This is a genomic window from Microbacterium hominis NBRC 15708 (assembly GCF_001592125.1).
GTDB classification, from domain to species: Bacteria; Actinomycetota; Actinomycetes; order Actinomycetales; family Microbacteriaceae; genus Microbacterium; species Microbacterium hominis.
Genome location: NZ_BCWI01000001.1, coordinates 373,497 through 387,481, shown reverse-complemented (window position 1 = coordinate 387,481; position 13,985 = coordinate 373,497). Strand labels below are relative to the sequence as shown.

Genomic DNA, 13,985 nt, shown 5'->3' with positions numbered 1-13,985 from the left:
CGGGTGGGCCGGGAAGAGGGGCCCGTGCGCCGTGTGCGAGACTGGCCCCGATGTCTCTCAGCCTACCCGCGGACCCGCCATCGGCCCGGAGCCTCACCGGTATCGTGCCGCGATTGCTGCGCTCTCTGAACGGCCCCGCGGACTGGTTCCCGCCCGCCCGTTCGGCCGTCCTCGTGCTCGTCGACGGGCTCGGTCGGGGCAACCTCGCGGCCCGCGCCGGCCACGCCCGCTTCCTCATGGAACGCCTGACGAAGAAGGACACCGCGCGCAGCACCTTCCCGTCGACCACGGCGACGGCGCTCACGAGCCTGCTGACCGGAGTGGATGCCGGCGTCCACGGCATCGTCGGCTACCGGGGCCGCGTGCCGGGCACCTCCTCCGCTCCCAACCAGCTCAAGGGATGGGAGACCGACCGGCTCGACCCCCTGACGTGGCAGCGGGCGGAGCCGCTGCTGCAGCGCGAGTCGGACGCCGGGCGGGCGTGCTTCGTCGTGAGCAAGAGCGTGTACCGCGACAGCGGCTTCACCCGCGCGATCCAGCGCGGGGCGACGTTCGTCGGTGCGGCGACTCCCGCCGAGCGCCTCGCCACGGCCGCCGACCTCGCCGCGACCCACGCCGGCGCTCTCATCTACGTCTACCTCCCCGAGCTCGACACCCTCGGGCATGCACACGGATGGGAGTCCGAGAACTGGTTGCGCGGCCTCGAAGACCTCGACGCCGAGCTGCGCCGCTTCGAGAACGCGCTGCATCCGGGCACCGGCGCGCTCGTCACGGCGGATCACGGCATGGTCGACGTCCCCGCTCACCGCCACGTGCTGCTGCGCGAGGGCGACGCGCTCCTCGACGGCGTCGAGCTGGTCGCGGGCGAGCCGCGTCTGCTGCAGCTGTACAGCGAGGAGGGCGCCGCCGACGGCGTCGCCGCGCGCTGGCGGGAGGCCGAGGGCTCACGCTCGTGGGTGCTGACCCGCGCGGAGGCGATCGCCGCCGGCCTCTACGGTCCCGTGGTGGATGCCGAGGTGCTGCCGCGCATCGGCGATGTGCTCGTCGCGGCCCGCGGGGCCGTGGCGTACTACGACGACCGGCTCTCGGACAAGAAGCCGCAGCGGATGGTCGGGCAGCACGGCTCGCTCACCGATCAGGAGCGCATCGTCCCGCTGATCCGGCTCGGCGCCTTCACCACCCGGTAGCGCGGCGCGACTCGAGGCGGCTCAGCCGTCCTCGGTCCGCGCGCCGAAGACGATCTCGTCCCACGACGGCATGGAGGTGCGGCCCTTGCGCCGCGACGCCTCGCTGATGACGGTGTCCTCGATGCCGGCGGCGCTGTCGTCGGTCTCGGCGTCGGCGTCGTCGTAGCCCGGTTCGAGCGCGTCGAAGAGTGCGACGGGGGAGTGGGCGCGTTCGGGTGCCGACTCCTCGGCCGGCATCGGCTCGCGCTGACCCCTGCGCCGGCGCAACGCCTCCAGGAGGTCCGCCGTCTCCGCCGAGGTCACGGCGTGATCGGGGGCCCGCTTGATCGCGGCATCCTGAACGGCGGGCGCGACCGGCGTGCGCACGTCGGGCCGGACGATGTCCGCCTCGGGTGCCGTTGCGGAGGGGTCGAGGTCGAGGCGGCGGGGACCGAACGCCCCCGAGTCGAATCGGGACGCATCCTTCAGGGGCGAGGCGTCGAGCGCGCGCAGTCGGGGGATCAGCCCCTCCGGCAGCGAGCCCTGACGCGAGAGCTGCGTCGCGTCGGCGTTGAGGGGCGCGAGGCTGCTCCGGCGCGGGTCGAAGCTCCACCGCGCGTCGTGGTCGACCTCGTTGGCCGTGAACTCGAGCTTCACGACCCAGCCGTCCTCGTCCTTCCAGCTGGTCCAGCGTTCGCCGGTGGCGCCCGCTTCCGCGAGCTTGGCGCGCACCGCCACGCCGAACGTCGGCTGCGCGTTCGCGTCGAGCTCGCCGGCGATCAGCACGGGAACGGCGAGGGCCTGACCGACGATGTGCTCGCGCTCGGCCAGCACCGGGCGCTCGAAGCGCTGCACGTCCTCGATCCGCGCACCGAGGAGCTCGGCGACCTCCTGCGCCGACAGGCCGGAGCGGATGTGGGCCTGGATGTCGCGCGGGCTCGGTCGCGCGGAACGCGGTTCGCTCTCACGCTGGGAGCGGCGCAGCTGACTGCGCAGCGTCTCATCGACCGGCAGGGCATAGCGCTCGCCCGCCTCCGTGGCGAGGACGAGGATGCCCTCTTCGGTTCCGATGACTTTGAGCTGTTCCATGCGAAACACCCCTCCCGTTCCCTGCTCGGGCACGATTCCGTTGCCGCGCCCATGCTGTCACAGCAGATCGCCGCCCCTGGGAATATCGCGGGCGTGCCGCGAGTTCCATGCGACGCACCCGCCGGAAGCGGGCACGCGCACGACGATCATTTGCGAAATCCCGACCCGTCGTGCAAACTATCGCCGCCCCACGTCGGTCCGCCCGCCGCTGGTCGGCATTTGGCAACAACCTGGAAGTTGAGAGCATGGCGACCGATTACGACGCCCCCCGCAAGACCGACGACGACAGCGAGTCGATCGAGGCTCTGAAGGAGCGCGTTCCCGACAAGATGTCCGGGGCCGTCGACGTCGAGGATGCCGACAACCCCTCGGGCTTCGAACTGCCCGGAGCCGATCTCTCCGACCTCGAGCTCGACGTGGTCGTGCTCCCGCCGCAGGAGGACGAGTTCACCTGCATCGAGTGCTTCCTCGTGAAGCACCGCACGCAGATCGACCACGAGACCGCCGGCGGCGCCGTCTGCGTCGAGTGCGCCTGATCTGACGTCAGCGCGTCTGCGCACGCCTGATCGCGGCGATGACCCGGTCAGGCGTGCGTGTCGCGAACACCCACTGCGTCACCGGGTCGCCCGGATCGGTGACGGCGATCCGCACCACCGGGTCGATGCCGCCCCTGAGCAGATGCCACGCGTCACGCGAGAGCTCCGGCCCCCGCGCCGCCCGGGCCTCCTCGCCCCAGAGGGCCTCCGCCTCGCCGAGGTCGTCGACGCCGATGTGCGCGCGACCGACCCGCAGCTCGCCGCCTCGCACCTCGACGACGGGGGAGGCGAACACCATCAGTGCGATCAGGGCCGCCGCCACGGCGATGCCGGCCCCGAGAGCGATCGTCGGATCGAGCGGCACGAAGACCAGCGCCACCATGGGCGCGAGCACGGCGGCGCTCAGCAATGTCCACAGCGACGGGCTGAGCCGCTCGCGGTAGACGAGGTCGGTGGGCGAGAAGGGGGCTGTGGCGGCGATGTGCATTACCCTCGTGGAGTGATCGAATCCGTGGACGTTCCCATTATCGCGTCGCAGGTTCCCGTCTACGCGCACCCGGGCGATGCCGGCGCCGATCTGGTCGCGACCGAGGCCGTCCGCCTCGAGCCCGGCGAGCGGGCGCTCGTGGGAACGGGCGTGCGCATCGCACTGCCCGACGGCTACGTCGCGTTCGTCGTCCCGCGCAGCGGGCTGGCCGCCAAGCACGGCATCACCATCGTCAACGCGCCCGGAACGATCGACGCCGGCTACCGGGGCGAGATCAAGGTGGCGCTGTTGAACACCGACCCCCGCGACGCGTACGAGATCGCCCCCGGCGACCGCATCGCGCAGATCATCGTCATGCCCGTGCCGCGCGTCCGCTTCCTTCCCGTCGAGACGTTGCCCGAGTCCATCCGGGGCGAGGGCGGCTTCGGCTCGACGGGCTACCAGACAGGAGTCATCGCATGAGCGACGAACCGCAGACCCCCGGCGCCGGCGACCGCGCCTCGACCGGCCCGTTCGACGAGTCGGAGGCCAACCCGGTTCGGCCGTACATCGACCTCGGCGGCATAAAGGTGCTCCCACGGGAGGGCCTCAACCTCCGTCTCGAAGTGGAAGAGCAGACGAAGCGGATCGTGGCCGTCGGCCTCGACTACGCCGAGTCGACCCTGCAGGTGCAGCCCTTCGCCGCCCCCCGCTCGAGCGGCCTGTGGGACGAGACCCGCGAGCAGATCCGCCAGCAGATCCGCCAGCAGGGCGGACGGGTGGAGGAGCGCGAGGGCCCGCTCGGACCGGAGCTGCTGGCCGAGGTGCCGGTCGTCAGCGGACCCGACGCCGTCGCGGGCAAGCGCCTCGCGCGGTTCGTCGGCGTCGACGGTCCCCGGTGGTTCCTGCGCGGCGTCATCGGCGGCGCGGCCACCACCGACGTCGATGCCGCGGCACGGGTGGAAGACCTCTTCCGTTCGATCGTGGTCGTCCGCGGCGGCAGCCCCATGCCCCCGCGCGACCTGATCCCGCTGAAGATGCCGGCAGCTCCCGGTACGGCATGAGCATCCCCGACGACGACGCGCGAGCGTCGGCATCCGACCCCCTCACGCCGCCGTCGGCCTCCGACATCCTGGGACAGGCGCTCGGCGGTGCCGCGCGGCGGGCCGGACTGGACCCGTCGCGCCAGTCGCACACCGGTCACGTCGTATGGGCCGCCATGGGCGGCTGGCGGGGCGTGCTGGAGAGCGTACTGCCGGGGCTGGCGTTCGTCATCCTCTTCACGGTGACGCAGGACCTCGCGCTCTCGCTCGCGATCTCGGTGGGAGCCGCGGCGCTGTTCACCGTCGTGAGACTCGTGCAGCGCTCGCCCGTCAGCGCTGCGCTGGGCGGTCTCATCGCCGCCGCAGCCGCCGCAGCGCTCGCGCTGTGGACCGGACGCGGCCAGGACAACTTCGTCCCCGGCCTCATCACCAACGCCGTGTACGGCACCGCGTTCCTCGTGTCGGCCCTCATCGGATGGTCGATCATCGGCCTGGCGGTCGGCTTCCTCATGAACGAGGGCACCGCCTGGCGGGCCGACAACCGCGAACGTCGCGTCTTCTTCTGGCTCGCGATCGCTTGGGCCGGCCTCTTCTACCTCCGTCTCGCCGTGCAGCTCCCGTTCTACTTCTCCGGCGACGTCACGACCCTCGGGACCCTCAAGCTCGTGATGGGTCTGCCGCTGTTCGCTCCGCTCGTCGCCGTGACCTGGCTCGCCGTCCGGGCGGTCTACCCGCGCCGCGTCGAGGACGACGGCGACGTCGCGGCGTGATAGATTTATCTTGATATCAAGATAAATTCGTCCCCTCGCGGTACGCCACCGGCGCCCACCGCGGGTAAGGCCAGCCTCACTAGCCCGGCGACGCGGCGGCGGGGAAGATGGAGGATCAGGCAACGGCCCTCCATGCCGAACCCTGCATCCGCCGACGACTGAGCCCGCGGCCTCAGGAACTCCCAACGAAGGAGAGCAGACGTGTCCACTGTTGACAGCTTCGGAGCCAAGAGCACCCTCACGGTCGGTGGCACCGACTACGAGATCTATCGGATCGACACCGTCGCCGGTTACGAGAAGCTCCCGTTCAGCCTCAAGGTGCTGCTGGAGAACCTTCTGCGCACCGAGGACGGCGCGAACGTCACCAAGTCCCAGATCGAGGCCCTCGGCAACTGGGATGCCGACGCGGAGCCCGACACGGAGATCCAGTTCACGCCCGCGCGCGTCGTGATGCAGGACTTCACCGGCGTGCCCTGCATCGTCGACCTCGCCACGATGCGCGAGGCCGTCACGGCCCTCGGCGGCGACCCGGCGAAGATCAACCCGCTCTCGCCCGCCGAGATGGTCATCGACCACTCCGTCATCGCCGACCTGTTCGGCACCGAGAACGCGCTCGAGCGCAACGTCGAGATCGAGTACGAGCGCAACGGCGAGCGTTACCAGTTCCTGCGCTGGGGCCAGACGGCGTTCGACGACTTCAAGGTCGTCCCGCCGGGCACCGGCATCGTCCACCAGGTCAACATCGAGCACCTGGCGAAGGTCATCTACGACCGCACCGGTCGTGACGGCGTGCTGCGCGCGTACCCCGACACCTGCGTCGGCACCGACTCGCACACCACCATGGTCAACGGCCTGGGCGTGCTCGGCTGGGGCGTCGGCGGCATCGAGGCCGAGGCCGCGATGCTCGGCCAGCCCGTGTCGATGCTCATCCCGCGCGTCGTCGGCTTCAAGCTGACCGGGGAGATCCCGGCGGGCGTGACGGCCACCGACGTCGTGCTCACCATCACCGACATGCTGCGAAAGCACGGCGTCGTCGGCAAGTTCGTCGAGTTCTACGGTGCCGGCGTGGCGTCGGTGCCGCTCGCCAACCGCGCCACCATCGGCAACATGAGCCCCGAGTTCGGCTCCACCGCGGCGATCTTCCCGATCGACGACGTGACGCTCGACTACCTGCGCCTCACCGGTCGCGACGAGCAGACCGTCGCCCTCGTCGAGGCGTACGCGAAGGAGCAGAAGCTCTGGCACGACGCCGCCAGCGAGCCCGTCTTCAGCGAGTACATGGAGCTCGACCTCTCGACGGTCGTTCCGTCGATCGCCGGCCCGAAGCGCCCGCAGGACCGCATCCTGCTCAGCGAGGCCAAGACCCAGTTCGAGAAGGACATCGTCGACTACACGACGCCGTCGGTGTCGAACTCGATCGTCGACCTCGAGTCGAAGCACTCGTTCCCGGCCTCCGACCCCGGCTCCGCCCCGGGCGACGAAGAGCCCGAGACGCGCGACGTGCACATCTCCAGCGGCGCTCCGGCCGCGGCATCCAACCCGGTGCCGGTGACCTCGCCCGCGGGCGACTCGTACCTGCTCGACAACGGCGCCGTCACCCTCGCCGCCATCACGTCGTGCACCAACACCTCGAACCCGTCGGTCATGATCGCCGCGGGCCTGCTCGCCCGCAAGGCGCGCAACCGGGGCCTCAAGCAGAAGCCGTGGGTCAAGACGACGCTGGGCCCGGGATCGAAGGTCGTCACCGACTACTACGAGAAGTCCGGACTCGACAAGGACCTCGAGGGCCTCGGCTTCTACACCGTCGGCTACGGCTGCACGATCTGCATCGGCAACTCCGGACCGCTCATCGAAGAGGTGTCGGCGGCCATCAACGAGAACGACCTCGCCGTCACGGCCGTCCTCTCGGGCAACCGCAACTTCGAGGGGCGCATCAGCCCCGACGTGAAGATGAACTACCTCGCCTCGCCGCCCCTCGTGGTCGCGTACGCCCTGGCCGGGTCGATGCACTTCGACTTCGAGACCGACCCGCTCGGGAAGGATGCCGAGGGCAACGACGTGTTCCTCAAGGACATCTGGCCGTCGCCCGAGGAGGTCCAGGAGGTCATCGACTCGTCGATCTCGCGCGACCAGTTCATCAAGCAGTACGCCACCGTTTTCGACGGCGACGAGCGCTGGACGAGCCTGCCCACCCCCGAGGGCCCGGTCTTCGAGTGGGATGCCGACTCGACCTACGTCCGCAAGGCCCCGTACTTCGAGGGCATGTCGATGGACCTCACCCCGGTGAGCGACATCCACGGCGCACGCGTCATGGCGGCGCTGGGCGACTCGGTCACGACGGACCACATCTCGCCGGCCGGCAACATCAAGGCGGGCACCCCCGCCGCGCAGTACCTCACGGAGCACGGCGTCGCGCAGAAGGACTTCAACTCCTACGGCTCGCGCCGCGGCAACCACGAGGTCATGATCCGCGGCACCTTCGCGAACATCCGCCTCAAGAACGAGCTGGTCGCCGCCGTCAACGACGGTCAGATCATCGAGGGCGGCTTCACCCGCGACTTCACGCAGGAGGGCGGCCCGCAGTCGTACATCTTCGACGCGTGCGAGAACTACCGCGCCCAGGGCACCCCGCTCGTCGTCTTCGGCGGCAAGGAGTACGGCTCCGGCTCGTCGCGCGACTGGGCGGCCAAGGGCACGTCCCTCCTCGGAGTGAAGGCCGTCATCACCGAGAGCTTCGAGCGCATCCACCGCTCGAACCTCATCGGCATGGGCGTCGTCCCGCTGCAGTTCCCCGACGGCCAGAGCTGGAAGTCGCTCGGCCTCGACGGCACCGAGATCGTCTCGATCGAGGGCCTCGAGCAGCTCAACGAGGGCGTCACGCCGAAGACCGTGAAGGTCACCGCGGCCCCCAGCGAGTTCTCGCCGGAAGGCAAGGAGACGATCGTCTTCGACGCCAAGGTGCGCATCGACACCCCCGGTGAGGCGGACTACTACCGCAACGGCGGCATCCTCCAGTACGTGCTGCGCTCGCTCGTCTGATCGCCGCGTATAACGCCCCGGCATCGGTCCCCGCAAGGGGACGCGGATGCCGGGGCGTTCGCGTGCGCGCGAAGTAGACTCGGAGGATGAGTCTGCTCGCCTCGATCACCGGTCCGCGGGACCTGGACTCCCTGTCCGCGGAGCAGCTCGCGCAGCTCGCGCAGGAGGTCCGCGAGTTCCTGATCGAGAACGTCGCCCGCACGGGCGGACACCTCGGCCCGAACCTCGGTGTCGTCGAGCTGACGATCGCCCTGCACCGCGTCTTCGACTCGCCGAACGACCCGTTCGTCTTCGACACCGGACACCAGTCGTACGTGCACAAGCTGCTGACGGGGCGTCAGGACTTCCGCGAGCTGCGCTCCCGCGGCGGACTGGCCGGCTACCCCCAGCGAGCGGAGAGCGTCCACGACGTCGTCGAGTCCTCGCACGCCTCCAGCTCCCTCAGCTGGGCCGACGGCATCTCGCGCGCGCTGACCCGCACCGGCCGCAAGGACCACCACGTCGTGGCGGTCGTCGGCGACGGCGCCCTGACCGGCGGCATGACGTGGGAGGCGCTCAACAACATCTCCGACGACAACGACCGCAACCTCGTCATCGTCGTCAACGACAACGGCCGCTCCTACGCGCCGACCATCGGCGGCATGGCGCGCTACCTCAACCGCGTGCGCACGCTCGAGAGCTACGAGAGCCTGCGCAAGAGCTCGGCATCCTTCTTCCGTCGCCTCGGACCCATGGGTCGCGCGCTCTATCGCGGGGTGCGCGGAGGCACGCACGGCTTCCTCTCCCGGTTCTCGAACAACGAAGCCCTGTACTCGAACCTCGACATCAAGTACCTGGGTCCGATCGACGGTCACGACCTCGTCGCCCTGCAGGAGACGCTGCAGCTCGCGAAGGACTACAGCGCACCCGTCATCGTCCACGTCATCACCGAGAAGGGGCGCGGGTACGAGCCCGCTCGCAACGACGAGGCGGACCAGTTCCACGCGGTCGGCAAGATCGATCCCGCCACGGGGGAGCCGCTGGGCTCCTCGGACGCCGTGGCCTGGACCGACGTCTTCGCCGACGCCCTCCTCCACGCGGGGGAGCGGCGCGACGACGTCATCGCGATCACGGCGGCCATGCTGCGACCGACGGGCTTGCAGCCGTTCGCGCAGCGCTTCCCCGACCGCGTCTACGACGTGGGCATCGCGGAACAGCACGCCGTGGCATCCGCCGCGGGGCTCGCGTTCGGCGGCCTGCACCCGGTCGTCGCGATCTACGCGACCTTCATGAATCGCGCCTTCGACCAGGTGCTGATGGACGTCGCGCTGCACCGCGCCGGTGTCACGTTCGTGCTCGACCGCTCCGGAGTGACCGGCCCCGACGGTCCGAGCCATCACGGCGTGTGGGACCTCGCGATGCTGCAGCTCGTCCCCGGCATCCGCATCGCCGCACCCCGCGACGAGGCCCGCCTGCGGGAGGAGTTCGACGAGGCGATCGCCGTCGAGGACGCACCGACCGTCATCCGCTTCCCCAAGGGCGCCGTGGCGACGGAGCAGCCGGCGATCGAGCGTCTGCCCGACGGCGTCGACGTGCTGTGGCGCGACGGCGCGGAGGACGTGCTGCTGGTCGGCATCGGACCGATGACGCAGCTGGCCGTCGAGGTCGCGACGCGTCTTCGCGCGCAGGGGATCGGGGCGACCGTGGTGGATCCGCGGTGGGTCGTGCCCGTTCAGCCGTCGATCGTGAAGCTCGCCGCCGCGCACCGTCTCGTGATCACGATCGAGGACGGTATCCGCGTCGGCGGGGTCGGCACGCGCGTGCGGCAGGTTCTGCGCGAAGCGGGCGTGGACACCGCGGTGGACGAGTTGGGTCTGCCCGACGCCTTCATCGATCACGCGACGCGAGAGCAGATCCTCGAGGATGCCGGACTGTCGGCGGCGAAGATCGCGCAGGACGTCGTCGCCCAGGTGCTGGGGACGCGGATCCCGGTGGCGCGCCCATCCAGCGACACGGGCGCCATCTGGACCGTGCAGGGCGGGGCGGGCAGCTCCGAGCACGCCGAGCACGGCGACGGCCGCGGCTGAGGCCGCTCACCCGCCGAGCAGGCGGTCCTCCTCTTCGATCGCGGGGGCGCGACGCTTCGGTGTCCGCGCTCCCTGCCACCGTCCGTAGACCGTGGCGGCCGCGCAGAGCGCGAGCAGTACCGTGGCGATCGTCGGATCTAGCGCCACCGCTCTCGACAGCGCGACGAACACACCGACCACCGCCGCACCGATGCCGACGCCGAAAGCCGCGAAAGCAACGAGGTGGACCCAGCGGCGACGCACGCCGCGAAGCGCGTGGCCGATCAGCGCGGCGACGGGAAGTCCGACGATCGTCACGACCAGCGAGATGAGCGCGCCGAGAACGGCGAACCATCCGGCGGCGTAGACCGCCACGGAGACGGTCGACAGGTCGAACCGCGCGGCGCTGACCACCAGCGTCCACACCCCAGCAGCGATCACGAGCAGCGCGACGAAACCGAGCCACGCGTGCAGCGCACCGCGCCAGAGCTGGTCGCGCGTGAAGGCTGCCGGTCGCACCGGTGCGCTCACCGCCCTGCCTCCGCGATGAGCTCGAGCAGATCGCGGACGACGCCGCGCACGAGCGGCAGCCGCGCCAGGGGCAGGGTGGTCCGCAGCAGCGCGAGTCCGCGATCGAGCAGTCGCCGGGTGCGCTCCTGCCCCTCGGAGCGGTCGTAGACCCAGAACAGCGCGAGGAGGAGATGCCCCAGGAAGAGCGCGGTCGGCAGCGAGCGGGCGAGCTCTGTCGGCACCGCGCCCGAGCGGGCGCCCTGCACCGCCTCCGCGAACAGGCCTTCGGTGATGGCGCGCGCCTCACGGGAGGCCTCCGCGAGCGGGTTGATCTCCGAGCGCGGCGAGACGGCGGCGGAGAGGAACTCGGCCGCGTGCCCGTGGTAGGCGGTGAGCTGATCGAGCCCCGTGCGATAGACGATCGCGATGCGGTCGACGAGGTCGTCCGCGTCGGCGAGACGGGGCGCGGCGGCCTCGCGGTGTCCGCGCTGCACGTCGAGGTACAACTCCTGCACCAGGTCGTTCTTGGTGGCGAAGTGGTAGTAGGCGTTGCCGACCGAGACGCCGGCCTCCTGCGCGATCAGACGCATCGTGGTGGCGTCGTAGCCCCGGTCGCGGAACGACTTCAGCGCGATCTCGCGCAGCCGCGCCCGCGTCCGGTCGCTCTTCGACATCGCGGGTGCCTCAGAAGTGAACATGTTCGAAAAATAGCACAACCCGCCCCGTGACAGCATGGAGGGATGAGCTCCGCCAACCTCACGCGCGAAGAGACGGCGGCACGCGCCGCGGTCATCCACCTCGACACCGTCGACATCGATCTCGACCTCCGCTCGGCCCCGGATGCCGCCGAGAGCACCTTCCGCACACGCGCGACCCTCACCATCACCGCTCGGGCGGAGAGCACGTGGATCGACTTCATCGGCGCCGCGGTGGACGCGGTCGTCGTCAACGGCGTCGAGCAGGGAGTCGACTGGGACGGCGCACGCGTGAGCGTCGCCGGGCTGCGCACCGCAGCGGGCACCACGAACACCGTCACGATCGTCGCCACCGGGCGATACAGCACGTCGGGCGAGGGCCTGCACCGCTTCCGCGACCCCGTCGACGGCGAGACCTACCTGTACACCCAGTACGAGCCGGCCGACTGCCGGCGCGTGTACCCCTGCTTCGAGCAGCCCGACATGAAGGCGCGCTGGCGCTTCACGGTCACCGCTCCCGCCGGCTGGCAGGTGCTCTCCAACGGCGCCGAGACCCGCCGCGAGCCCGTCGACGGGGGAGTGCGCACCCGGTTCGCCGAGACCCTGCCGCTGTCGAGCTACATCACCGCGGTCGCGGCGGGTCCGTATCACCGCGTCGACGGCACGCACCACGGCGCAGCCGGCGAGATCCCTCTCGGAGTGCTGTGCCGCGCCTCCCTCGCTCCTCATCTGGATGCCGACGAGATCCTGGACATCACGCGACGGGGGCTGACGTTCTTCGAGGAGGCGTTCGACTTCCCGTACCCCTGGGGCACGTACGACCAGATCTTCGTGCCGGAGTACAACCTGGGTGCCATGGAGAATCCGGGCCTGGTGACCTTCACCGAGGCCTACGTGTTCCGCGGCGCGTCCACCGCCGCGCAGCACGAGGCCCGGGCGAACACGATCCTGCACGAGATGGCCCACATGTGGTTCGGCGACCTCGCGACGATGCGGTGGTGGGACGACCTCTGGCTGAAGGAGTCGTTCGCCGACTACATGGGCACGCATGCCGCGGCCGCGGTCGGCGGGTTCCCGGATGCCTGGGTCAGCTTCGCCACGCGACGCAAGGGCTGGGCCTACACGCAGGACCAGCTGCCGACGACGCACCCGATCGTCGCGGACATCCCCGACCTCGAGGCCGCGAAGCTCAACTTCGACGGCATCACCTACGCCAAGGGCGCCTCCGTGCTCAAGCAGCTCGTCGGCTTCGTCGGCGAAGACGCATTCTTCCGCGGCGCGCAGCGCTACTTCGCCGACCACGCGTACGGCAGCACCACCCTGCCCGACCTGCTCAGCGCCCTCGAACAGGCGTCCGGACGCGACCTGCGCTCCTGGAGCGCGGCGTGGCTGCAGACGACCGGCGTCACCGAGCTGCGCGCCGAGCGCACCGCCGACGCGCTCGAGCTGACGGTGTCCACGGTGCGCCCCGATCGCGTGACCGTCGGGCTCTACGTCGAGCGCGACGGCCGCCTCGTCCGCCGCGGCGGCCTGGCGACCGACATCACCGCCGAACGCACCGCGCTCACCGGCGCGGCTCTGGAGGACGTGGTTCTCATCGTCCCCAACGACGATGACCGGACGTACGCGAAGGTCCGGCTGGACGACGCGTCGACGGACGCCGTCGCGCGCGGCCTCTCGACGATCGACGACGCTCTCGCGCGGGCCGTCGTCTGGGCGGCCCTCTGGAACGCGGTGCGCGACGGCATCCTGCCCGCTCAGCAGTACGTCGGAATCGTGGCGCGGCACGCGCCGTCGGAGACCGATGCCGCGCTGCTGACCGAGGCCGCCGCCCGCGCGGCCTTCACGATCGCGCACTTCGCGGCGGACGGCGACCGGTCCGCCCTGGCGGCGCAGTGGCTGGAGACGGCGTGGAACGCGCTGCAGCACGCGACGGCCGGGTCTGACGCGCAGCTCATCTGGGCCCGCACGGTCGGCGCCGCGGCATCCGTCTGCGCCGTGCGCGCGCCGGACCTGCGTGCGATCCTCGCCGGCGCCGCCCCGGCACCGGAAGGGCTGAGGCTCGACCCCGACCTCCGCTGGGCCTGGACCGTCGCCCTGTCGGCCACCGGACACGCGGATGACGCGGACATCGCGGACGAGCTTGCCGCCGACGACACGGCGTCGGGACGCGTCGCGGCACGCACCGCCCGGACGGCGCGTCCGGATGCCGCGGTCCGCGCCGCCGCCTGGAACGACGCCTGGACCGACGCGACCTTGACCAACGACCATCTGGACGCGACGATCGCCGGCGTGCGCGCCGGCGGACGCCGCGACCTCATCGCCGGCTTCGACGACGACTACTACGCGCGCATCCTGCCCGCATGGCGGTCGCGCTCGATCGAGATCGCCCGGCGCCTCGTGATCGGCCTCTTCCCGGCATCCCCCTCGCTCGACGCCGCCGACGCGTGGCTGCGGGATCACCCGGACGCGCCGGGGGCCCTCCGCCGTCTCGTGATCGAGCAGCGCGACGGCCTCGCGCGCGATCTGCGGGTGCGGGCGGCACAGCCCACGCGCTGAGCAGGCGACGGCGCAGCCACCGGATACGGACATGAAGAACTGAATCGGATGCCGCGAGGTGCGGCAT

12 protein-coding genes are annotated in these 13,985 nt (G+C 70.8%); 8 read left to right on the top strand and 4 right to left on the bottom strand.

Annotated elements, in window-relative coordinates:
• Positions 1–50: 50 nt before the first annotated feature.
• Positions 51–1,187, top strand: coding sequence for an alkaline phosphatase family protein (locus tag MHO01S_RS01895; protein WP_060959550.1), 1,137 nt, complete (start codon positions 51–53; stop codon positions 1,185–1,187).
• A gap of 21 nt (positions 1,188–1,208) precedes the next feature.
• Here the strand turns inward: MHO01S_RS01895 and sepH are convergent, their stop codons facing one another.
• Positions 1,209–2,255 carry a septation protein SepH gene (gene sepH / locus MHO01S_RS01890; RefSeq protein ID WP_060959551.1) on the bottom strand — a complete coding sequence of 349 codons (1,047 nt, stop codon included), beginning with the start codon at positions 2,253–2,255 and terminating at the stop codon, positions 1,209–1,211.
• Between the two features lie 245 nt (positions 2,256–2,500).
• Here sepH and MHO01S_RS01885 point away from each other — a divergent pair, with 245 nt between their 5' ends.
• Entirely contained in the window at positions 2,501–2,791 is a 291-nt protein-coding gene (locus MHO01S_RS01885) for a DUF4193 domain-containing protein (protein ID WP_060959552.1), read from the top strand.
• 7 nt (positions 2,792–2,798) lie between these two features.
• On the opposite strand, the gene MHO01S_RS01880 is transcribed toward MHO01S_RS01885, so the two are convergent.
• Positions 2,799–3,278: a DUF3093 domain-containing protein gene (locus MHO01S_RS01880; protein WP_060959553.1), complete on the bottom strand. Its 480-nt coding sequence runs from the start codon at positions 3,276–3,278 to the stop codon at positions 2,799–2,801.
• 12 nt (positions 3,279–3,290) lie between these two features.
• On the opposite strand from MHO01S_RS01880, the gene dut reads away from it, so the two are divergent.
• From dut to dxs, 5 genes are all read left to right on the top strand, one after another.
• A complete protein-coding gene (dut, locus tag MHO01S_RS01875; RefSeq protein WP_060959554.1) occupies positions 3,291–3,740 on the top strand; it encodes a dUTP diphosphatase in 450 nt (149 codons plus the stop codon).
• A complete protein-coding gene (locus MHO01S_RS01870; protein WP_060959555.1) occupies positions 3,737–4,321 on the top strand; it encodes a DUF3710 domain-containing protein in 585 nt (194 codons plus the stop codon). The genes dut and MHO01S_RS01870 overlap by 4 nt, the downstream gene beginning before the upstream one ends.
• The gene (locus tag MHO01S_RS01865) at positions 4,318–5,070 is read left to right on the top strand and encodes a DUF3159 domain-containing protein (RefSeq protein WP_060959556.1); all 753 of its coding nucleotides are present in this window, start codon (positions 4,318–4,320) and stop codon (positions 5,068–5,070) included. Before MHO01S_RS01870 ends, MHO01S_RS01865 begins: the two co-directional genes overlap by 4 nt.
• 201 nt (positions 5,071–5,271) lie before the next feature.
• Positions 5,272–8,109, top strand: a complete 2,838-nt coding sequence (locus MHO01S_RS01860) for an aconitate hydratase (protein WP_060959557.1) — start codon at positions 5,272–5,274, stop codon at positions 8,107–8,109.
• Between the two features lie 86 nt (positions 8,110–8,195).
• Positions 8,196–10,175: a 1-deoxy-D-xylulose-5-phosphate synthase gene (gene dxs, locus MHO01S_RS01855; RefSeq protein WP_060959558.1), complete on the top strand. Its 1,980-nt coding sequence runs from the start codon at positions 8,196–8,198 to the stop codon at positions 10,173–10,175.
• Positions 10,176–10,181: 6 nt separating this feature from the next.
• Here the strand turns inward: dxs and MHO01S_RS01850 are convergent, their stop codons facing one another.
• A complete protein-coding gene (locus MHO01S_RS01850; RefSeq protein ID WP_060959559.1) occupies positions 10,182–10,685 on the bottom strand; it encodes a hypothetical protein in 504 nt (167 codons plus the stop codon).
• The gene (locus MHO01S_RS01845) at positions 10,682–11,362 is read right to left on the bottom strand and encodes a TetR/AcrR family transcriptional regulator (RefSeq protein WP_060959560.1); all 681 of its coding nucleotides are present in this window, start codon (positions 11,360–11,362) and stop codon (positions 10,682–10,684) included. Before MHO01S_RS01845 ends, MHO01S_RS01850 begins: the two co-directional genes overlap by 4 nt.
• A gap of 42 nt (positions 11,363–11,404) precedes the next feature.
• Here MHO01S_RS01845 and pepN point away from each other — a divergent pair, with 42 nt between their 5' ends.
• Positions 11,405–13,918, top strand: coding sequence for an aminopeptidase N (gene pepN / locus MHO01S_RS01840; RefSeq protein WP_061781759.1), 2,514 nt, complete (start codon positions 11,405–11,407; stop codon positions 13,916–13,918).
• Positions 13,919–13,985 lie beyond the last annotated feature (67 nt).

Bases quoted from the DNA above. Each gene is read 5' to 3' on its own strand.
- MHO01S_RS01895 (WP_060959550.1), top strand. From the start codon at position 51: ATGTCTCTCAGCCTACCCGCGGACCCGCCATCGGCCCGGAGCCTCACC.
- sepH (WP_060959551.1), bottom strand. From the start codon at position 2,255: ATGGAACAGCTCAAAGTCATCGGAACCGAAGAGGGCATCCTCGTCCTC.
- MHO01S_RS01885 (WP_060959552.1), top strand. From the start codon at position 2,501: ATGGCGACCGATTACGACGCCCCCCGCAAGACCGACGACGACAGCGAG.
- MHO01S_RS01880 (WP_060959553.1), bottom strand. From the start codon at position 3,278: ATGCACATCGCCGCCACAGCCCCCTTCTCGCCCACCGACCTCGTCTAC.
- MHO01S_RS01870 (WP_060959555.1), top strand. From the start codon at position 3,737: ATGAGCGACGAACCGCAGACCCCCGGCGCCGGCGACCGCGCCTCGACC.
- MHO01S_RS01865 (WP_060959556.1), top strand. From the start codon at position 4,318: ATGAGCATCCCCGACGACGACGCGCGAGCGTCGGCATCCGACCCCCTC.
- dxs (WP_060959558.1), top strand. From the start codon at position 8,196: ATGAGTCTGCTCGCCTCGATCACCGGTCCGCGGGACCTGGACTCCCTG.
- MHO01S_RS01845 (WP_060959560.1), bottom strand. From the start codon at position 11,362: ATGTTCACTTCTGAGGCACCCGCGATGTCGAAGAGCGACCGGACGCGG.
- pepN (WP_061781759.1), top strand. From the start codon at position 11,405: ATGAGCTCCGCCAACCTCACGCGCGAAGAGACGGCGGCACGCGCCGCG.